At 69.4% G+C, this 19,608-nt stretch carries 19 protein-coding genes; 11 read left to right on the top strand and 8 right to left on the bottom strand.

The window, feature by feature from the left end; genetic code table 11:
• Positions 1 to 86: 86 nt before the first annotated feature.
• Entirely contained in the window at positions 87 to 1,529 is a 1,443-nt protein-coding gene (locus ACQP2E_RS17260; RefSeq protein ID WP_433832861.1) for a prolyl oligopeptidase family serine peptidase, read from the top strand.
• Here the strand turns inward: ACQP2E_RS17260 and ACQP2E_RS17265 are convergent.
• Both ACQP2E_RS17265 and ACQP2E_RS17270 read right to left on the bottom strand, forming a co-directional pair.
• Positions 1,510 to 2,751: a HupE/UreJ family protein gene (locus ACQP2E_RS17265; RefSeq protein ID WP_433832863.1), complete on the bottom strand. Its 1,242-nt coding sequence runs from the start codon at positions 2,749 to 2,751 to the stop codon at positions 1,510 to 1,512. The genes ACQP2E_RS17260 and ACQP2E_RS17265 overlap by 20 nt on opposite strands.
• 10 nt (positions 2,752 to 2,761) lie before the next feature.
• Positions 2,762 to 3,973 (bottom strand): DUF3500 domain-containing protein, encoded by a 1,212-nt coding sequence (locus ACQP2E_RS17270; RefSeq protein WP_433832865.1) that lies wholly within the window; start codon positions 3,971 to 3,973, stop codon positions 2,762 to 2,764.
• Between the two features lie 231 nt (positions 3,974 to 4,204).
• On the opposite strand from ACQP2E_RS17270, the gene ACQP2E_RS17275 reads away from it, so the two are divergent.
• Genes ACQP2E_RS17275 through ACQP2E_RS17290 form a run of 4 tightly spaced genes read left to right on the top strand, consistent with a single transcriptional unit; the run spans position 4,205 to position 7,258 of the window.
• Complete coding sequence (locus ACQP2E_RS17275) at positions 4,205 to 4,900, top strand: response regulator transcription factor (protein ID WP_433832867.1); 696 nt, start codon at positions 4,205 to 4,207, stop codon at positions 4,898 to 4,900.
• Entirely contained in the window at positions 4,897 to 6,330 is a 1,434-nt protein-coding gene (locus ACQP2E_RS17280; protein WP_433832869.1) for a HAMP domain-containing sensor histidine kinase, read from the top strand. The genes ACQP2E_RS17275 and ACQP2E_RS17280 overlap by 4 nt, the downstream gene beginning before the upstream one ends.
• A 41-nt stretch (positions 6,331 to 6,371) precedes the next feature.
• Positions 6,372 to 6,836, top strand: a complete 465-nt coding sequence (locus ACQP2E_RS17285) for a MerR family transcriptional regulator (RefSeq protein ID WP_433832871.1) — start codon at positions 6,372 to 6,374, stop codon at positions 6,834 to 6,836.
• Positions 6,833 to 7,258: a carboxymuconolactone decarboxylase family protein gene (locus tag ACQP2E_RS17290; RefSeq protein ID WP_433832873.1), complete on the top strand. Its 426-nt coding sequence runs from the start codon at positions 6,833 to 6,835 to the stop codon at positions 7,256 to 7,258. Before ACQP2E_RS17285 ends, ACQP2E_RS17290 begins: the two co-directional genes overlap by 4 nt.
• A 27-nt stretch (positions 7,259 to 7,285) precedes the next feature.
• On the opposite strand, the gene ACQP2E_RS17295 is transcribed toward ACQP2E_RS17290, so the two are convergent.
• Entirely contained in the window at positions 7,286 to 7,873 is a 588-nt protein-coding gene (locus ACQP2E_RS17295; RefSeq protein WP_433832875.1) for a GNAT family N-acetyltransferase, read from the bottom strand.
• Between the two features lie 118 nt (positions 7,874 to 7,991).
• Here ACQP2E_RS17295 and ACQP2E_RS17300 point away from each other — a divergent pair, with 118 nt between their 5' ends.
• Genes ACQP2E_RS17300 through ACQP2E_RS17310 form a run of 3 tightly spaced genes read left to right on the top strand, consistent with a single transcriptional unit; the run spans position 7,992 to position 9,428 of the window.
• Positions 7,992 to 8,339, top strand: a complete 348-nt coding sequence (locus ACQP2E_RS17300) for an ArsR/SmtB family transcription factor (protein ID WP_433832877.1) — start codon at positions 7,992 to 7,994, stop codon at positions 8,337 to 8,339.
• A gap of 4 nt (positions 8,340 to 8,343) precedes the next feature.
• Positions 8,344 to 8,808 (top strand): SRPBCC family protein, encoded by a 465-nt coding sequence (locus ACQP2E_RS17305; RefSeq protein ID WP_433832879.1) that lies wholly within the window; start codon positions 8,344 to 8,346, stop codon positions 8,806 to 8,808.
• A complete protein-coding gene (locus ACQP2E_RS17310; RefSeq protein ID WP_433832881.1) occupies positions 8,808 to 9,428 on the top strand; it encodes a dihydrofolate reductase family protein in 621 nt (206 codons plus the stop codon). The genes ACQP2E_RS17305 and ACQP2E_RS17310 overlap by 1 nt, the downstream gene beginning before the upstream one ends.
• A gap of 28 nt (positions 9,429 to 9,456) precedes the next feature.
• On the opposite strand, the gene ACQP2E_RS17315 is transcribed toward ACQP2E_RS17310, so the two are convergent.
• Entirely contained in the window at positions 9,457 to 9,786 is a 330-nt protein-coding gene (locus ACQP2E_RS17315) for an STAS domain-containing protein (RefSeq protein WP_433832883.1), read from the bottom strand.
• A 113-nt stretch (positions 9,787 to 9,899) separates the two neighbouring features.
• On the bottom strand, positions 9,900 to 11,642 hold the full coding sequence (locus tag ACQP2E_RS17320) for a GAF domain-containing SpoIIE family protein phosphatase (protein ID WP_433832885.1): 1,743 nt from the start codon (positions 11,640 to 11,642) through the stop codon (positions 9,900 to 9,902).
• A gap of 153 nt (positions 11,643 to 11,795) precedes the next feature.
• Here ACQP2E_RS17320 and ACQP2E_RS17325 point away from each other — a divergent pair, with 153 nt between their 5' ends.
• The gene (locus ACQP2E_RS17325) at positions 11,796 to 12,467 is read left to right on the top strand and encodes an enoyl-CoA hydratase-related protein (protein WP_433832887.1); all 672 of its coding nucleotides are present in this window, start codon (positions 11,796 to 11,798) and stop codon (positions 12,465 to 12,467) included.
• A gap of 98 nt (positions 12,468 to 12,565) precedes the next feature.
• Positions 12,566 to 13,732 (top strand): RtcB family protein, encoded by a 1,167-nt coding sequence (locus ACQP2E_RS17330; protein ID WP_433832889.1) that lies wholly within the window; start codon positions 12,566 to 12,568, stop codon positions 13,730 to 13,732.
• A gap of 9 nt (positions 13,733 to 13,741) precedes the next feature.
• Here the strand turns inward: ACQP2E_RS17330 and ACQP2E_RS17335 are convergent, their stop codons facing one another.
• From ACQP2E_RS17335 to ACQP2E_RS17345, 3 genes are all read right to left on the bottom strand, one after another.
• Positions 13,742 to 14,401, bottom strand: coding sequence for a copper homeostasis protein CutC (locus ACQP2E_RS17335; RefSeq protein WP_433832891.1), 660 nt, complete (start codon positions 14,399 to 14,401; stop codon positions 13,742 to 13,744).
• 147 nt (positions 14,402 to 14,548) lie between these two features.
• Entirely contained in the window at positions 14,549 to 17,638 is a 3,090-nt protein-coding gene (locus ACQP2E_RS17340; RefSeq protein ID WP_433832893.1) for a diguanylate cyclase domain-containing protein, read from the bottom strand.
• 117 nt (positions 17,639 to 17,755) lie between these two features.
• Positions 17,756 to 18,916, bottom strand: a complete 1,161-nt coding sequence (locus ACQP2E_RS17345; RefSeq protein ID WP_433832895.1) for an LLM class flavin-dependent oxidoreductase — start codon at positions 18,914 to 18,916, stop codon at positions 17,756 to 17,758.
• 44 nt (positions 18,917 to 18,960) lie between these two features.
• Between ACQP2E_RS17345 and ACQP2E_RS17350 the strand changes: the two genes are divergently transcribed.
• Complete coding sequence (locus tag ACQP2E_RS17350) at positions 18,961 to 19,563, top strand: DUF4937 domain-containing protein (RefSeq protein WP_433832897.1); 603 nt, start codon at positions 18,961 to 18,963, stop codon at positions 19,561 to 19,563.
• The last annotated feature ends 45 nt before the right edge of the window (positions 19,564 to 19,608 follow it).

The following is a 19,608-nucleotide window of genomic DNA, read 5'->3' on the forward strand; positions in this document are numbered from 1 at the left end:
TCTCTCAAGAATTGAATGCATAGCTGCCGCACAGTTGCCATGGCTACTGTCACTCCCGAATGCGGAAATCGTGAAGGAGTTCGGTTATGCAGCGGAGAAATCTATTGAAAGGCGTGGCGGGAGCCGGCGTCCTCATGGTCTCCGGAGTGGCGGCGTGTTCCTCGGATTCCGGCGGCGGATCGGCGGCCAGAAAGGCGACAGCGATCACCCAGGTCTTCGGGGACGGGCAGAAGTTCGTCGCGGTCGCGGTGGAGTTCGACAAGGAGATTGCCACGTCGGCGCTGACGGCGTCTGCGTTCACTGTCGCCGGCCGGACCGTGACGAAGGTTTACGCGAACACCTCGGCGGCAGTGGCCGGGCAGGGTGCCGACGGGAAGTACGTGATCGTCGAGCTGTCGCCCGACGATGACGGCGCCGCACTGTGGGGCGACAGCCAGGGCGGCGGCGGCCAGAACGGGGGTGCGCAGAACGGCGGTGGGCCGGATGGCGGCGCGATGCCGTCGGGTGGTCCGGGCGGTGGCGGCGCGATGCCGTCGGGTGGTCCGGGCGGTGGCGGGGTGATGCCGTCGGGTGCGGCGGGGCAGCAGGGCGGCGGGCCGCCGCAGGGTGGTGCGGCGCCCGTGATCAAGGAGGCGTCCGGGTCGGTCACCCAGGCCGGTGCCGTCCAGGCCGTCGACGGTACGACGTACGCCGCCGACAGCACCGCGCTGGCCACGAGCGCGGTGCTGAGCCCGGTCGTGGACGACTTCCAGCAGCTGTCGTACGCCGATCCGGCTACCGGGCAGACCCTGCAGTACAACCTGTTCGTGCCGAAGGACTACGACGACACCAAGTCGTACCCGCTGGTGTTGTTCATGCATGACGCCAGCGTGGTCGGCGCCACGGTGAAAGGGCCGCTGGTGCAGGGCCTGGGCGCGGTGTGCTGGGCCAGCGACGCCGATCAGGCGAAGAACCCGGCGTTCGTGCTCGCCCCGCAGTACGCGACAGTCGTGGTGGAGGACGACTACCAGCCGACAAAGGATTTCGAGGCCACGGTCAACCTGGTCAACGCGCTGGCCGGGCAGTACAGCATCGACACCAAGCGGCTGTACGCCACCGGGCAGTCGATGGGCGCGATGATGACGATCGGGATGAACGCCCAGCACGCTGACCTGTTCGCGGCCTCGTTCATCGTGGCCGGTCAGTGGCCCGCTGAGCAGACCACGGCACTCGCCGGGAAGAAACTGTGGATCACGGTGTCGGAGGGTGACACCAAGGCGTTCCCGGGAATGACCGCGATCACCGCGCTGGCGGCAAAGAACGGTGCGAAGGTCACCCACGCGACCTGGCAGGGTGATGCCGGCGCCGACGAGTTCGCCACCGACGTGAGCACGATGGAGGGGAAGGGCGCCGGCATCAACTTCGCCAGTTTCGCCACCGGAACGATTCCGGCCGTCACCTCCGGCGCCACCATGGAACACATGGCTACCTGGCAGGTGGCCTACGCCATTCCCGGGATCCGCGAATGGATCATGAAGCAGTCGGCGTGACCTGAGGGCTCTCTGAACCGCGCCGCCGGACGTGAACGAGCAGTCCGGCGGCGAGCAGGACCAGCGCCAGCCGTTCGGGAGTGCCGACCGCCGAGCTGACGAACCGGTCCACCGGATTGCCGGTGTCGAAGGCCCGCTGCAGGATCCAGGAGCCCGCGATCGCCCCGACCGCCGTCGTGAGTCCCACCGTGGCCGCTGTCGATCGGGCGATGAGCCAGAGCGGGACGGCGACCAGCGCGAGCGCGGCCAGCTGCGCCATCTCCAGGCCGAGGTTGAAACCGATCAGCGGGATGATCAGAGTGGTGCCGTGCAGCGCCAGGCCTTCGAGGGTGCCGGCGAACCCGAACCCGTGCACGAGCCCGAAACAGGCGGTCACGGCCAGCTCCGCCCTGGCCGGCAGGGTGGGGCGGGCCGCGTGGACCGCGCTGATCGCGATGGTTGCCGCGATCGCGGTCTCCACCCATCTCGACGGCAGCGTCACCCAGCCGAGCATGGCGAGAGCCAGGCTGATCGAGTGGCCGATCGTGAAGCCCAGGGTGAGCAGGCCGAGGCGGCGGAGCGTCGTCATCCGTGGCTGCCGCCGGCGGGCAGCGCCGAGCGCGACCAGGCAGAGGAACAGCTGGTGGTCGGTGCCTTCGCGGAAGTGCTGAAATCCGGTGGTCAGCATGGTGGCGAAGGAGACCGGCTCCGCCGGAGGCGTGTGGAGCTGCACCGTCAGCGCCGGTTGATAGTGGGTCAGGATGCCGGCCAGGGTTGTCGTGCCGCCGGCCTCCTCCGAGACGTACACCTTGTGGGAGTAGTCGATGTCGGTGACAGTGCCCCAGCCGAATTGAAGCAGCGCAGGCTGGGCTCCGGCCGGCGGTGACGCGGTGAGCTGCGCGTGCACCGTGTTGAGCCCCTGCACCTGGTCCGCGGCCAGGCTGTCCACCGTCACGGTCCACGACGCCCCGCCGGGATCGGTCAGCGCTGCCCCGGCGGCGAGCGTCGCTCGCAGCCACGCGTCTCGCGCGGCGATCGAGGAGGCCGGCGCGTCGTTCAGTGCGGTGTCGTAGGCGAAGTCGATGCTGGTCAACGGGATCTGTACGTCGAGGCGCACGGTCGCGCCGGCAGCCGGCGACACGACGATCAGGGTCGCGCCGACGTCGTGGGCCGCGGCCGGCGCGGGCGTCATGGCGAAGAACGCCACCAGCGCCGCGCCAGCCAGCCAGAGTGAACGGATCATCGCGCGCTCGTCAGCTGAGACCGGTGCCGTAATCGAGCTGCTTGTCCCGGTACAGCGTGTGGTAGTGCAGCCCGGACGCGCCGGTGTTCAGCCATTCCAGCCAGAAGCGGGGGCCGTCGATCCGGAAGTAACCGTTGTCGCTGTCGGCGGCCACCGTGCCGGAGTAACCGATCGTGGTCTGGTCGAGCTGCGAGTAGTACAGGTTCAGGATCGGGTCGGAGACGGCAGCCGTGCCGTCACCCACGTACAGCTTGATCAGGTCCTTGACCTGGGTCTGCTGGGCGGTGGTCAGCTTGGTGTAGGAGATGCCCTCCTGGGCGGGGTACCCGGTGTCGGTGCCGGGTCCCATCACCAGGTCGTTGAACTTGCCGGACAGCTGCGCCGTGGTCTGCTGGTCCGCCGTGATCGAGGCGACCAGGGGGAAGACCACGTCGCTTTCCTCGCCCAGCGGGCGGATCGTCTTGCCGTCGAGCTCGTAACTGACCGGCTGGGTGCCGCTGAAGTGTGGCGACACGCTGATCACGTTGCCGCCCAGCGAGACGTGCACGGCGACGTGGTGACCGCCGAACTGCAGGGTCCACGGCTGGTCCGCGGACGGTTCGCCGTAGAGCACGATGTGGTAGTTGGCCTGCCCGTACTGGGTCTCGTTCTGGCCGAGCACATCGTCGGCGTGCATCTCGTCGAGCACCTGGGTGTACCCGCTGTCGGACAGCACGCTCTTGAGTGCGGCCAGCGCGGCAGCCTTCTGGGTGTCGCTGAGGTCACCGAGGCGCAGGCCGAGCCGGCCCTTGAAGTTGTCGTCCGGGTAGTTCGACCAGCTGCACTGCTTGGTGCTCAGGGCCGAGAAGGAGTAGGAGACGCTCTTCTTCTGGTCGGCGGTCAGCGTGGACAGGAACGCCTGGGCCGCGGTCACCGCACCCGCGACCGCGGTGGTGTCGTCGAATTCCGGTACCGCGGCGGCCGGGGCCGCGGTCGGCGTCGCCGAGGACGCCGTGCAGGGCGGCGGTGTGTCCCCACCCTGACCGCCGCCGGGGCCACCACCGCCGCCCGGACCCCTGCCGCTCTGATTCGGTGCCGCGCTGCTGCTCGGCGAACTCGTCGTGCTGGAGTCGCCGCAGGCAGCGCCGAACGCCAGCAGGCCGATGCTCATCGAGGCGGCGATCAGCGTACGGCGACAGCGCCGGCCGGTGCGCCCGATGGAATGGAAAGAGTCGTCAGGCATATCGCTCCTGTATCCGTGTCGATTTCACGTTGAATGCACGTCAGTCCGAAGCATTATTGCCGAATCGACAAACGGGAAAGGACTCGAACCGCGCATTCTTACCGGCTTCTTACCCCATTTGATTCCCCCGATCCAGATGAAACGTAAATGATGAGCACAGTCGAGTCACAGATTTGCCGTTACCGGGGTAGCCGACGCCGATGACCTCACGAGGCGGGGGATCATTGGCGGATGGCACCTCGTGTTCTTGTCGCCGACGACGACCGTGCGATCCGTGAATCACTCACCCGCGCGCTGGAGTTGGAGGGTTACCACGTCCTGACCGTCGCCGACGGGCAGGAGGCACTCGGCCGAGCCCGCCGGGAGCCGGTCGACGCCATGGTCATCGACGTCATGATGCCGGGAGTCGACGGTCTGGCGGTCTGCCGCGGGCTGCGTGCGGACGGGGACCGTACTCCGCTGCTGATGCTCACCGCGCGCGTCGAGACCTCCGACCGGGTCGCCGGTCTGGACGCCGGCGCCGACGACTACCTGGCCAAACCGTTCGAGCCCGAGGAGCTGTTCGCCCGGTTACGGGCACTGCTGCGGCGGGCGGCGCCGGCCGGCGACCGGCCCGGAGAAAGGGACACCGTTCTGGCGGTCGCGGCGTTACGGCTCCACGTCGCCGCCCGGCGCGCCTGGTGGGACGACACCGAGCTCCACTTGTCGAAGACGGAGTTCGACCTGCTCGAACTGATGATGCGCAACGAGGGCGTCGCGCTCGACCAGACGACGATCTACCAGCGGATCTGGGGTTATGACTTCGGCGCCGACTCCAAGAACCTTGCGGTCTACATCGGGTACCTGCGGCGCAAACTCGCCGGGGTGGGCGCGCCGCTGTTGATCCACACGGTGCGCGGTGTCGGCTACACGTTGCGGCAGCCATGAGCCTGCGATCGCGTTTCGCGCTCATCTTCGCTGTCATCAGCACCGTGGCGGCGGCGCTGGTCGGCACGCTCGGTTACCGTGCCGCGTCCCTGCGCGTCAACCAGGAGATCGATCGGTCGCTGAGCACCGTCACCGTCGCCCTGAGCGGATTTCAGGGCGAGCAGTCAACGGCCACCGCCGGGCCACCGGCTGGTGCCCGATCGGGGCTCTGTCAACCGTATCCGGCCTGTTCGCAGGACGTGCATGTGATCGCACAGCGACTCGCTCCGGACGGAACGATCACGCCGCTGGTCGGCTTTCCTCTCGTTTTGCCGGCGTCCGCCGATGTGCTCGCGATGGTCGCCTCCGGTGATCCTGGTCAGGCCACCACGAGCCGGGTCGTCGTGGACGGCGACATCTACCGCCAGCGAACCACCGTCCTCGCCGGAGGGCGAGGCGTCCTGCAGGTCGCTGTACCGGTCGGCTTCGCGGGATATGTGCTGGGTGGCATGGCGGTCCAGTTCAGCGTGATCAGCGGGGCGGTGTTGCTCGCCGCCGCCGCCGCCGGCTGGCTGATCGCGCGGCGCATCACCCGGCGGCTGGTGCGGCTGGCCGGGATCGCCGAGCAGGTCAGCGCCAGCGGCAGCGTCGACCAAGCCGTACCGATGGGCGGGCGCGACGAGGTCGGCCGGCTGGCGATGTCGTTCAACACGATGCTCGGCCGGCTCGCCACGGCCCGCGAGGCCCAGGAACGTCTGGTCCAGGACGCCGCACACGAGCTGCGTACGCCGTTGACGAGTCTGCGTACCAACGCCGCCGTGTTGCGCCGGATCAGCGAACTCTCCCCGCAGAGCCGGGAACGACTGATCGACGACATCGTCGGAGAGACCCGCGAACTCAGTCACCTCATCGACGAGCTGATCGACCTCGCTCTCTCCGCACATTCCGACGACCCCGAGGAACCGTCCGGCCTGCGCGAGCTGGTGCACCGGGCCGCCGAACGCGTGCGCCGCCGCACCGGCAGAGAGGTCCTGGTCGATGCCGACGGCTCCATCGTTCTCGGGCGCCGGCACAGTCTTGAGCGAGCAGTGGGCAACCTGCTGGAGAACGCCGCCAAATTCGACGCCGGCGGCCCGGAACCGATCGAGATAAGGGTCAGCCGGGGCGCGGTCACCGTCTCCGATCGCGGGCCGGGAATCGCCGGCGAGGACGCGTCCCGCGTGTTTGATCGCTTCTACCGCACGGACACCGCCCGCGGTCTGCCCGGGTCGGGCCTGGGGCTGGCCATCGTCCGGGACATCGCCGTGGCTCACGGCGGCACCGTCTTCGCCCGGCCACGACCCGGCGGCGGAGCCGAGGTCGGCTTCGCCGTGGACCCGTCGCGTCTGCTGCCGGAGCCGGCGGGCACGGACCTCCCCGACGGCGGTGGAGAGGCGGCCGCATCGGCTTGACGTTTGTGTTCGAGTGCGCTCGAAGATCTACCGTCGGGGCCATGAACGCGAACGAGCAACTGGTGGAAGCGTTGCGGCTCGCCGTCGATCCGCCGGGTGGTGTGTCGGTGGATGGGCTGCGTGACCTGGTCGCCGACGACGACTCCCTGCGGTGGGACATCGCCACGGCGGCCCAGCGGGTTGGGGTGAGCCCGCACACGCTGCGGTACTACGAGCGCATCGGTCTGATCACCGTGGCTCGGAACTCGGCCGGGCACCGCACCTATGACGCGGCGGCCGTGCGGCGGCTGGTGTTTCTGACCCGGATGCGTACGTCGGGGATGCCGATCAGCGACCTGCGTCAGTACATCGAGCTTGTGGACCGCGGTGATGTCACCATTCCGGATCGGCTCGACCTGATGTTGGAGCACCGCGACACGCTGCGGGCGCAGATCGCGCAGCTGCAGCTGGCCCTGGCGGCCACCGAATACAAGATCGCAACGTACGGGGGAGCGACCCAACCATGAGCAGCGCACAGCACGACGTCACCAGCAACGCCAACCTGGAGCGGCGCCGGCACGGCCTGGACGTTCTCGCCCGGATCGACGGTGACGCCGGCACCTCGGTGATCGACTCGCTGGCCGGGATCTCGCCGGCACTGGGTCATCACGTCGCGGCGTTCGCGTTCGGCGACATCTACGACCGGCCCGGACTCGACCCGCGGTCCCGGCAGTTGGTGACCATCGGGGTGCTCACCGCCCTCGGTGGCTGTGAACCTCAGCTCAAGGTGCACGTGGGCGCGGCACTCAACGTCGGGCTGAGCCCGGACGAGATCGTCGAGGCGATGGTGCACGCCGCCGTCTACGCGGGATTCCCGCGAGCGTTGAACGCGACCTTCGCCGCGAAGGAGGTATTCGAGAGCCGCGGAGTGCACCCGACTCAGGTTTGACCATTCTGTTCGGCGTGGTGACATCATCTACAGCTGGGTGGCTGTGCGCCATTCGTCGGCGAGCAGGGCGTAGCCCAGGCAGTCGAGCCACTCGCCGGATCGGTGCAGGGAGTCCTGGAGGGTGTGGAACTCGCGGCGCATGCCGACGCGTTCCATCAGGCGCCAGGACGCCTCGTTGGCGGCGAAGCAGACGGCCGTCACGCGGCGCAGCCCGAGATCCTCGAAGCAGAGCCGGAGCAGCTCACGGACCGCTTCGGTGGCGTACCCACGGCCGGTGTGGCCGGGGTCCAGGACCCATCCCAGTTCCGCTTGCGCGCCGCGGGCGCGTTCGGCGATCTCCGCCTGGGCCCAGGCATCCTCGATCTTGACCATGATGTCGCCGACGACCGCGCCCTGGTGCTCGATCACGAGGGTACGGGCGAGAGTGTCCGGCGCCTCGAACCAGGTGCGGTGCTCATCCAGGGTGGCCGGGGCGCGGGTGATCCAGTGGCTGACGTCCGCGCGGCGCCGGAAGTGCCAGGTGGCGACGGCGTCGTCGACGGTGGCCGGCCGCAACGACAGGCGGTCGGTGTGCAGTGGCCAGGTCAAGGCGGTCAAACCCGTGCGCGTGAACATGCGGCACGTTCCTCCCGATGTGTGGTGGCGACCTGCAACTACCGGCCGCCAGCCTAGGCAAACCAGTAGTGAAGTGCAATCGCTTGACGCGTGCCCATATGGGCATATGATTGCGGCCATGGCACGAGCAGCGACGACCTCGGACGCGTTCAACGCGATCGCCGAGCCTCAGCGGCGGGACATCCTGGCGCTGCTGCGGGCGCGGGAATGGCCGGTCACCGACCTGGCGCAGGAGCTGGGGATGAGCCAGCCCCGGGCGTCCAAGCACCTGCGGGTGCTCCGCGAAGTCGGGCTGGTCCGGGTTCGTGAGGTGGGCAAACAGCGTCTGTACGGCCTGGACGCCCAAGGGCTGCGGCCGATCCACGAGTGGGTCGGCGGATTCGAGCGGTTCTGGAACGGCAGTTTCGACCGCCTGGAAACCTACGTGCAGGACCTCAAGCAGACGCAGCAGCAGGAGGAGGATTAGGCCGATGTCAGAAACATCGACGGTGGACCGTGAGGTCGTGATCTCCCGCTCCGTCGACGCGCCGCGGGAGCTGGTTTTCGCAGCGTTCACCGAGGTCCGGCACCTGTCGCAGTGGTGGGGGCCGGAGGGGTTCTCCACGACCACGCGGTCCTTCGCGTTCCACGCCGGCGGCGTCTGGGACTTCGTGATGCACGGGCCGGACGGCACGGATTACGCCGAGTGGATCACCTGGACCGAGATCGTCGTGCCGGAGCGGATCGCGATGCTGCACGGTGAGTCCCGCGACGACCCGAACGCCTTCACGTCGATCCTGACCTTCGAGCCGGACGGCGCGGCGACCCGGATCGTGATGCGCACGGTGTTCCCCACCAAGGAGCTGCGGGACGAGGCGGTCGAGAAGTACCACGCCATCGAGGGCGGCCAGCAGACCCTCGGCAACCTGGCCGCTTACGTCGAGGAGATCAGCTGATGGCCGGCACGGTGTTCTTCAGCGTGTCGATGTCGCTGGACGGCTACATCGCGCCCTCGTCCCCCGCGGAACTGATGGGCAAGCAGTGGATGGAGCTGCAGCATTGGGTCTTCCCGCAGCGGTTCTTCCGGCAGAACCTGAACCTCGGTGAGGGCGGCGAGGAGGGGCGCGACAACGACATCCTGCGGGAGACGTTCGAGCGCACCGGCGCGAACGTGATGGGCAAGCGGATGTTCGAGGCGGGCGAGCACGCCTGGCCGGAGGACGCGCCGTTCCACACGCCGGTGTTCGTCGTGACGCAGGCCAAGCGTGATCCGTGGGAACGTGCTGGTGGCACCACGTTCCATTTCGTCAACGACGGCATCGAGGCCGCGCTCGACCAGGCCCGCCAGGCCGCCGGTGACAGTGACGTGCGCATCGCGGGCGGCGGCGAGACGATCCTGTCGTACCTGAACGCCGGGCTGGTCGACGAGTTCACGATCGCGGTGTCGCCCGTCTTGTTCGGCGCCGGGGTCCGCCTGCTCGAGGGTGTCGACGCGTCCAAGGTGGCGCTGGAGCAGGTTCGCTCGGAGGCGTCGGCCCAGGTCACTCACCTGACCTATGTCGTGCGCGCGAGGTAGGCGTTCCTGGGGCGTACCCAAGGGGGGTTTAATCGGGGTTGCCGATCAGGAGCTGGTAGACGCCGGTGATGTCCAGGACCTGGCGGACGCTGGGGCTCGCGCCGGTGATGGTGAACGACTTGCCGGTGCGATGGCAGTGGTTGAGGGCCGCCACGAGGGCGCCCAGGGCCGCGGAGTCGAGGAAGATCACCGCTGACAGGTCGGCGACGACGGCCTCGGTGGCGGGTTCGTCGAGCTGGTCGATCAGGGTGAGGCGGAGTTCGTCGGCCGCGGCGAGATCGAGTTCCCCGCCGAGGGCGATGATGCGGGTGGTGCCTTCGTCGTGCAGGCGGCTCGACCACAGGGGTGTTTCGGCCATGCTATTCCTGACGTCGTGGATCACGCGCTCGGCCTGCTGGCACCGCGACGCCTGGTGGAACTCGGTGGGTCTTCAACCCTGTTCTTGCCCTGTCGGGGCGGGATGCAAACGGTTCAGTGCGGGACGCGCAGGGCGAGCAGCGCCACGTCGTCCTCGTGGTTGTCGCCGGCGAGCCGGGACAGCGTCTCGTCGAGCAGGTCGGGGAGGGGCGCGGTGGCCAGACCGCGCAGGACCTGGTGCAGTTCGCGTTTGCGAACATCGATGACATCGGTACGCGTCTCGATCAGGCCGTCGGTGTAGAACAGCACTGTCGAACCCCGTGGAAGCGTGCGTGTGTGATCGTTGCGTGAGGTGTGGTGGCGTACGCCGAGGAGCATGTCGCGGCCGGTCAGCGGGCTGACCGTGCCGTCGCGTTCGATCAGGACCGGCGTGGGGTGGCCGGCGTTGGCCCATTGCAGGCGGTACCCGTCGCGGTCTGGCTGGACGTACGCGAGCACCGCGGTGGTGGGGAAGTGGTCGTCGAGGATCCGCATGGCGTTGTCGAGGCGGCGAAGCAGTGCGGACGGCGGTTCCTGCCGGTCGATGAGGTAGGCGCGCAGCATGCTGCGCAGCTGTCCCATCCGGCCGGCCGCGCGCATGTCGTGTCCGGCGACGTCACCGACGACCAGCGCGAACTGGTTGTCCGTCACGCGGACGACGTCGTACCAGTCGCCGCCGACATGCTCGCCGCGAGTGGCCGGGGCGTACCGGGCGGCCAGTTCGAACGGCGCCGTTTCCGGCAGGTCGCTGAGCATGGCCTGTTGCAGCAGGGTGGCGACCTGTTCCCGGGAGAACAGGTAGTCGGCGCGCAGCAGGGCCTGCGCGACGTAACCGGAGAGGGCGGCGAGCACCGTGCGTTCCGCGTCGTCGAGGGGATAGGGCTGTTTCCAGGCGAAGGTGAGCGCGCCTATCGGGCCGTCCGGACCGGGCAGCGGCATGCTGGCGCCGGCCTGCCAGCCCATCTCGTGGAATGTCGACACGGCGTCCGGTGCCTGCTCGGCGACGGCGGTGAGGTCGGCCAGCAGCACCGACCGGCCGGTCCGGGCCGCCAGCGCCGACGGGGTGCCGGTGGCCTTCTGGTACCGCTGCCAGCGTTCGGCGACCTGGACCGGCAGGGTCGCGCCGGATTGCAGCTCGATGTGGTCGTCGGGACTGAGCAGGGACACGCCGACGTAGTCGGGGTCCAAGGTGCCGGTGACCAGGGTACGGACGCTGTCCACGACGTCGGCGACCGTGGTGGTGTTGGCCAGGGCGACGCTGGCGCGCAACAGCAGTTGACTGCGGTCGAAGGCGGCGCCGGTGGTGCCCAGCCGATCGCCGGCCGCCAGGGTGGCGATGCGCAGACGCAGGCTGTCCGAGCACGCTGCCGCCAGGTCGGCGAGCAGGACGAGCTCGTCAGTGGTCCACTGCCTGGGCGAGGTGTCGATGGCGCACAGGGAGCCGAGCACGTAACCGTCGGCGTCGGTCAGGGGCATCCCGGCGTATCCGACCACGCCCAGCTCGGTGACGGCGAGGTTCCCGGCGGCGCGTGGATCGGTGCGGGCATCGGTGATCACCAGGGGCTCGGCGCTGGTGACGACGTGCTGGCAGAACGAGTGCGACAGCGGTGTCCATCGTTGCTGCTGCCAGGGCTCGGCCAGTCCGCAGGCGCCGGGGAACACCTGCTGGGCGTCGTCGACCAGCGACACCAGCGCGACGGGGACGCCGAGGGTGCGCTGAACGATGCTCGCGAACCGGTCGAACGCCGGGTCGGGTTTCGCGTCCAGCCCGGTCCGGCGTATCGGGTGCGGGGGACTCTGGTCACCAGACGTCTGCACTCTGTCCCCTTACGCCGCACCTTCTCGCCTGTGACGGTAGGTCATTTCCCGGAACTCCCGGTTTTTACGCGGCAAGCGCGTGTCCGCTTGTCTCTTAAGTTACTCATGAGTAGCATCGGGCTGGTTCACCCGTCACACACCCCGGAGCCGTCGATGCCTACCCTCGATCGTCAGAACGATGTCTTCATCCTCGACCTCGGGGACGGCGAGAACCGGTTCCACCCCGATTGGATCGCGTCGGTGAACGCGGCGCTCGACGAGGTCGAGAAGGCGCCGAACCCGTCCGCCCTGGTGACCGCGGCGACCGGCAAGTTCTTCTCCAACGGTCTGGACCTGGCCTGGCTGGGCGTCAACGGCGATCAGTACGACGCGTACGTGATCAGTGTCCACGACCTGTTCGCCCGTTTCCTGGCCCTGCCGGTGGTGACCGTGGCCGCACTGCAGGGTCACACGTTCGCGGCCGGCGCGATGCTGTCGCTGGCCCACGACTTCCGGGTGATGCGCGCCGACCGCGGTTTCTGGTGCCTGCCGGAGGCCGACATCGGCATCCCGTTCACCCGGGCCATGTCCGCGCTGATCCAGGCCCGCCTCTCGCCGGCGACCGCCCACGAGTCGATGGTCACCGCCCGGCGGTACTCGGGCACCGAGGCGGCGTCCGCCGCGATCGTCGACAAGGCGGTCGGCGAGGACGAGGTCCGTTCCACCGCGATCGAGATCGCGGCCGCGCAGGCCGGCAAGGCCGGCTCGGTGCTCGGCACGATCAAGGCCCGGATGTACGCCCCGGCCCTGGACCTGCTGCGCGACACGAACAACCCGCTGGCCTGAGGGAGCACCCGCGCTGGTCCGGCTCATTAATCGGAGGCGCGGCGGCGATCTTGGCGGTTACCGTGACGGCGACCGGAAGGACCGGGGAGGGAAGTGTCATGGAGCGCGTCAACGACCGTCTGATCAACTGGGCCAGCCTGATCGAGGAGGGCACCCTGGCCCAAGCCCGGGCCGCGTCGACGCTGCCGTTCATCTTTCCGCACATCGCCCTGATGCCCGACGCGCACCTCGGGAAGGGCGCCACTGTCGGCTCGGTCATCCCGACGCTCGGGGCGATCATCCCGGCGGCGGTCGGTGTCGACATCGGCTGCGGCATGGCGGCGGTGCGGACCCAGTACCACCGCGATGACCTCGGGCCGCACCTGGCTGATCTGCGTACCGCGATCGAGCGGGCCGTGCCGCTGTCGGCGGGCTCCTACAACACGGTGCTCACCGAGACGGCGACGCGCCGGGTCGAGGAGCTGACCGTCAAGGCGGACAAGGCCGGCTTCGATCCGGGCCGGTACGCGGGGAACTGGAAGCTGCAGCTCGGCACGCTGGGCAGCGGCAACCACTTCATCGAGGTGACCGCGGACGAGACCGGCGCGGTGTGGCTGTTCCTGCACTCCGGGTCGCGCGGTGTCGGCAACAAGATCGCCACGCATCACATCAAGGTGGCGCAGGAGGCGATGAAGCGCTGGTGGATCAGTCTGCCCGACCCGGATCTCGCGTACCTGGCCGAGGGCACCGAGGAGTTCTGGCGGTACATCCGTGAGCTGCGGTGGGCACAGGACTTCGCGCTGGCGAACCGGGACGAGATGATGGACCGGGTGATCGACTGCTTCGCCGCGTTCGTCGGCGGGCCGGTCACCGAGCTCGAGCGGGTGCAGTGCCACCACAACTACACGGAGCAGGAGACCCACTTCGGCAAGAAGGTGTGGCTCTCCCGCAAGGGCGCGATCAACGCGGAGAAGGGCCGGCCGGGCCTGATCCCGGGTTCGATGGGCGACGCGTCGTACGTGGTGGTCGGTAAGGGTGACCCGGTCGCGCTGAACTCGTCGCCGCACGGCGCCGGGCGCAACTACTCGCGGTCGAAGGCTCGGAAGACCTTCACCCGCGAGCAGCTGCGCGAGGCGATGAAGGGCATCGAGTACCGCGACACCGACGCGTTCCTCGACGAGATCCCGCAGGCGTACAAGCCGATCGACGTCGTCATGAACGACGCCGATTCGCTCGTGGAGATCCGGCACACGCTGCGCCAGATCGTCAACGTCAAGGGCGACTGACCCCGCCGATCAGGGGCGCAGCGCTGCCAGGATCGCCGCGACCTGCGCCTCGTCGGTGGTCTCCCGGCCGGAGCCGCCGGCCGGGGCAGCGGTGCCCAGGCCCACGCCGACCGTGTCCGCGACGGTGCGTTTCGCCGACGCGTGCACGGCCGGCACGCCGGTGCGCATCAGGCCGGCGACGACCTCGGGACGCACGCCACCACCCGCCATGATCTCGATGCGGCCGGCGGCGGCCCCGACCAGGGACGTGAGCGCCGGCAGGGCGTCGGCCACGGAGTCGGCCCCGGCTGAGGTGAGCACTCGGCGTACCCCCAGATGGGCGAGAACGTCGAGAGCCGCCGGCGGGTCGCTGAGCGTGTCGAACGCGCGATGGAAGGTGACGTCGGCGCCGCAGGCGGCGTCGACGACCCGCTTGACCAGGTCGGAGTCGACCTGACCGGCGCGAACGCCACCGACGACGACGCCGGACGCACCGGCCGACACGGCGTGCCGCACGTCGTGGACGATCAGGTCGGCCTCGTCCGGGGCGTAGTCGAAACCGCCCGGCCGGGGACGCACCAGAACGTGCACGGGCGGGATGCCGGGGGTGGCCACGGCGGCCTCGATGAAGGCGAGCGAGGGCGTGAGCCCGCCGAGCGGGAGCGCGACACACAGCTCGATCCGGTCCACCGCGAGCCGGGCGGCGACCGACAGACCGTGCGTGTCCTGAACCGCTAGCTCGAAAGCGACAGGGAGCTCCCATGCGACCGGGAGCTCGAATGCGACGTCGTTCAGCGGAGGCTCCTGGCGTCACGGGGAAAGATCGACACCAGTATCTCACCCGGCCGAGGCGGTGGAGGGATCGGTGCGGCGCTGCTGTTTCGCGGCAGACACGGCCGCGCCGGCCGCCTCCAGCGCGGCGGTGAAGCCCTGCTCGGGCGTGATCGACGCCCAGCCGATGGAGGCGGTCACGCCGGCGGCCGCGAGTTCGAGGTGCAGCCGGGTGGTGACGGCGTCGGCGCTGGCCTGGTCGCAGTGCGCCAGCAGCAGGCCGAACCTGTCACCGCCGAGCCGGGCGATCAGGTCGGTGTCGCGGATGACGCTGCGCGCGGCGGAGGCCGCGGCCTGCAGATAGGCGTCGCCGGCCGGGTGACCGAGGGTGTCGTTGACCGTTCTCAGCCGGTCGAGGTCGATCATCACGATCACGGTGGGGTCGGCCAGCCGCTGGTAGTGCGCCTGCCATTCGGCGATCCCGCGATCCCAGGCGCGCCGGTTCGGCAGCCCGGTCAGCACGTCGGTGTCGGCGCTGAGCTGCTCACGCAGCAGCGCGTTGGTGGACCGGCTCTGCGCGCGGTCGGACGCCAGGGCGCCGGTGAGCAGCTGTCCCAGCAGGGCGAGCAACGGCTCGGCGTGCGCCATCCGCAGGTCACCGGTGTGGGTACGGGGGTCGAGACCGCAGATCGCGCCGAACAGCGAACCGTCCGGCTCGGTGATGGCGGCGCCCGCGTAGGTGCCGATCTCCAGGGCGTTGTTGACGGCGGCGTTCGCGTACAGCGGGACGGCCTGGGCGTCGCGGGCGACAGCCGGCGCGTCACCGGCGGCCATGTGCACGCAGAAGCTGTCCGCCCAGGCGTGGCTCTGGCCCTGCCGTAGCCCGTACCCGTTGTCGGCATCGAGATAGAGGTAGGTCTGCCGGCCGTTCTCCACCCGGGTGACCGCCCAGAAGGCCAGCGGGATCTGCTCGTGCAGGTACTCCAGGACCAGGTGGGCGGCGTGTTCGAAGGCAGCGGCGGCGGGCAGCGGCGCGGGGTTGCCGTCCGTGGCGGCTTCGGGGCGTGGTGTCGCTTCTGCCTGCGGTTCGGCGGCCGGAGGACGCTCGTCGGCGCCGGCGGCCGGCGCTTTGCTCGCATCCGCGGGCAGGGTGAACGTGAACCGCGACCCCTGACCGCTCGGGTTGTCGGCAGCGGCGATGGTGCCGCCGTGCCGTTCCACAATGCGTTTGCAGATGCCCAGACCCAAACCCGTTCCGGTGTACGCGGCGCCGGGGTGCGCCCGGTGGAAGTTGTCGAAGATCCGGCCGTGCTGACCGGCCGGGATCCCGATGCCGTTGTCGTCGATGATCACCGTGACCATGCCGTCGGCCAGCTCGGTGTGGACGTGCAGCGCGGGGGTGACGCCGGGCGCGGTGTACTTCACGGCGTTGCTGATCAGATTGTCGAGCAGCTGCCGGAGCAGGACCGCATCGGCGTACACCTGATGAAGTTCCTCGATAGTGAAGATCGGCGCGGGTTTGCCGGTGCTCTCGGCCTGGTCGATGCGGCCGGTCGCGATGTCCTCCGCGATCTCGCGCAGGCTGGTCGGCGCGAAGGCCACCGTGGCGTCGCGGGCGGTGGTGTACGCCAGCAGGTCATTGATCAGGTTCCGCATCCGGACCGCGGCCCGGTCGATGCGGGCCAGCCCGTCGCGTGCCTCGGCGGCGTCAGGATGATCGGACTCGGCGAACGTGTCCGAGAGAGCCTCGGTCCAGCCCTCGACCGTGCTCAGCGGGTTGAGCAGGTCGTGGGCGACCACCCCGGCGAAGGACGCCAGCTCTCCGCGGTGGCGCCGTTCGGCGGTGACGTCGTGGAAGACGGTCACCGCGCGGCGGACGCCGTCCTGGTCCACGGGCAGGGTCCGGGAGCTGACGCTGAGGATGCGGCCGTCCGGCACACCGGGGTTACGGACCAGGATGTCGATGCCGCGGATCTCGCGCCCGGTCAGGGCGAGCCGGTGCGGCATCTCGTCGGGATGCACCGGCGAGCCGTCCGGATGGAACAGCCCGTAGTAGTCCGGCTGCGCCACCTCACCGGAAGCGCTGGTCAACCCGCCCATCAGGTGACGCACAGCGGGGTTGCGCAGCAGCAGGCGGCCCTGCTCGTCGACCACGGTGAGCCCTTCGCTCAGCGAGTCGACGATGGCGTTCATCAGCTTGGCCTGCCCGATCGCTGCCCGCTGGGCGGTACGCAGGTCCCTGACCAGGGCGATCCGTTCGTCGCGTCCCAGCGCCAAGGCCAGCCCGACCACGGCGATCATGCCGACGAAGACCTGGGCGACGAGGGCCCGGGCGGCATGCGATTCGACCTGCGCGAACACGCCGTACCCGTTGAGGGTGAACAGCACGGCCACCGAGCCGAACAGCAGGTCGTGCACCACCACGAAGGCGGTGTGCAGCCGCGAACCCGCCCAGATGGTCATCGCGATCACCGTGAACGCCAGCGGCAGGGACCTGTTCACCCCGAACACGGCGAAGTAGGCGGCGGCCGAGAGGACCAGCACGGCCACGTACTCCAGCCGGCGAGGGGCGCTCACCCGGGACCAGGCGGCGCGCAGATCCGCGCGGGACAGCTGGGGCAGGCGTACGCGTACCAGATGACCCAGGCGCAGACCGGTGGCGCCGATCAGCAGGATGCTGACGGTGTTGCGGGTGAGCCAGACCGCGGTGGCCGGCCAGGAGTAGTCGCCGTTGACCACCCAGACCCCGGTCGGCCCGATCAGCGCCCCGCAGGCCGTGCTCAGGAACGCAGCCGTCGCGAGCGGCCACAGTTCACCGAGCCGGGCCAGCGGCCGGTCACCGCCGCCGCCCCAGAGATGCGGCAGCCATCGGCGGAACAGGTGGACGAACAGCCAGGCCTGCGCCAGGTTCGCCACCACGAACCACTCCGCGAGCACCACGGGCGCGCCGGTCGCCACGTTCACGAACATGGTCACCACGCTGAGCGCGATGACGTCCAGGATTCGCCACGGCGACGACCACTGAGCCAGGAACCACACCGCGGAGACGCCCGCGGCCGGCCACACCAGGCTCAGGTTGGTGTCGTCCATGACGGTGAGCCGGCCGGCGTACGTGGCGGCCAGGTACAGAGCAGCGAAACCGAGGGTGCGTGTCACCCGTGAGCGAAAGTTCACGGCTGGTCCCATCGATCCGCGCAACGCCGTTTGCTGCTGTGCTGTCCCTGTAGTGGTCCTATCGGCGCGGATGGGCCGGAAATGAGCGCGGAGCTGCGCTTACCCGCGGTGTGGCGCTTCCGAGGATGTCCGGGCCTTCTCGATCTCGGCGGCGGCGTCGGGGGTGGTGCGGCCGTAGGCGGCCGGGCGTCCGCCGTACGGGTCCTGGTCGCTCCAGAGCGTGGTCGGCGCGGCCTTGCGGACGACCGGGATGACGTCGGCGGCGAGTCGTTCGAGCATCGCCAGCTGCTGCTCGTGCGGGATCATCGTGGGCAGGCTGAACGACTGCAGATCGTGGCCGAACGCCTCGTGAAACCAGAGGATCTTCTCGGCGACCTGCTGCGGCGAACCGACCAGGACCGGCCCGCGGGCGATGGCGTCGTCGATGGTCGCGAAGGTCATCGCGTTGCCGGGCGTGTGGTTCCCCGGCTGATTGAAGTACGCCACGATCTTCTCGTAGGTCGGGCCGAACGCCTCCCGGGCCTGCTGCGTGGTGTCGGCCAGGAACAGGAACCCGGCGCCCGCGCCGACGTACGCCAGGCGCGGGTCGTGGCCGTGTTCGGCGTACCGCTGCCGGTAGTGGTCGATGAGAACGGTGTAGTTGTCACGGGGCTGGATCGCGTTGGCCGAGAAGAGCGGGTCACCCCAGGTCGCGGCGAGTTCCGCCGAGGTCTGCGTGGTGGCCGAGCCGTGCCAGACGCGCGGGGCGCCGGCGTACGGCCGGGGCAGGCTGGTGACCTCGTCCAGTGGCGCCCGGAAACGGCCCTGCCAGGTGACGTTCTCCTCGCGCCACAGCCGGCGCAGCAGCTCGTACTTCTCGGCGAGCGCGTCCCACTGGTCGCCGTTGGTGATCCCGAACATCGGCAGCTGCCGCAGCTCGTTGCCCTTGCCGATCACCAGCTCGAGGCGGCCACGGGAGAGCTGGTCGACGGTGGCGTAGTCCTCGGCGACGCGCAGCGGGTCGGCGATCGACAGCACCGAGACCCCGGTCATGATCCGGACCCGGCTGGTGGTGGCCGCGACCGCGCCGAGCAGCACACCGGCGCCGCTGGACAGGAACGCCCCGGCGTGCCGCTCACCGATGGCGACGGCGTCGAAACCGAACTCCTCGGCGTAGCGGGCCGAGGTCAGGGCCTGGGAGAACCGCTCGTCGGGCCGGATCTCCCGGCCGGTCACCGGGTTTGTGATGTTCGGCAGGATATCGAGGACCTGGAATTTCACGTACTCGACCATACTCTCTATCACCGATAGGTGAGGAGGTGCTCATGCTCGTTAAATGGATCACCTGCCAGACGTCGACCCGGGCGGCATTCGGCCAGGGCCAGCACGCCTGGGCCGAGCTTCAGGGCGTTCCCGGATTTCTCGGCCAGGCCGGTGGCTGGGGCAGAGAGGCGGCGCAGATCGTCGGGTTCTGGAGCGACCCGGACCACTACCAGGCATTCATGGGCCGCGATCACGACCGCATCGCGGCCCACCAGGCCGGCACCTATGACGACGTGCGAGTCCGCGTCCTCGATCGCCGGCTCGACATCGGCGGCGGCTTCCCCGCCGACCTGACGGCGGTCGCGCTCCTGCGACTCGCCCACTGCCACGTGCGCCCAGGCCGCCAGGACCACTTCGTGGGTACGCAGAAAGAGGTCTGGAATCCCGGCATGACAGCAGCGCCCGGCATGTGTGGTGGCGTGTTCGCACAGAGCGGCGAGACCGAGTTCCTGGTCCTGTCAGCGTGGCGCTCGGCCGCCGACCACCAGCATTACCTCGACGACCATTTCAACACCCTGCGCGACCGGGCAGAGCTGGCAGCCGACCTGGTCGCCATCACCGGCGACGTGATCAACCTGGAGCCCACCTGGACCGTTCCCGCCTGACCAGCCGGTCAGAGCCAGCCCAAACGTCCTCCGGCGGCGGCGTGG

The organism is Actinoplanes sp. CA-015351, from assembly GCF_050955685.1.
Classification (GTDB): Bacteria; Actinomycetota; Actinomycetes; order Mycobacteriales; family Micromonosporaceae; genus Actinoplanes.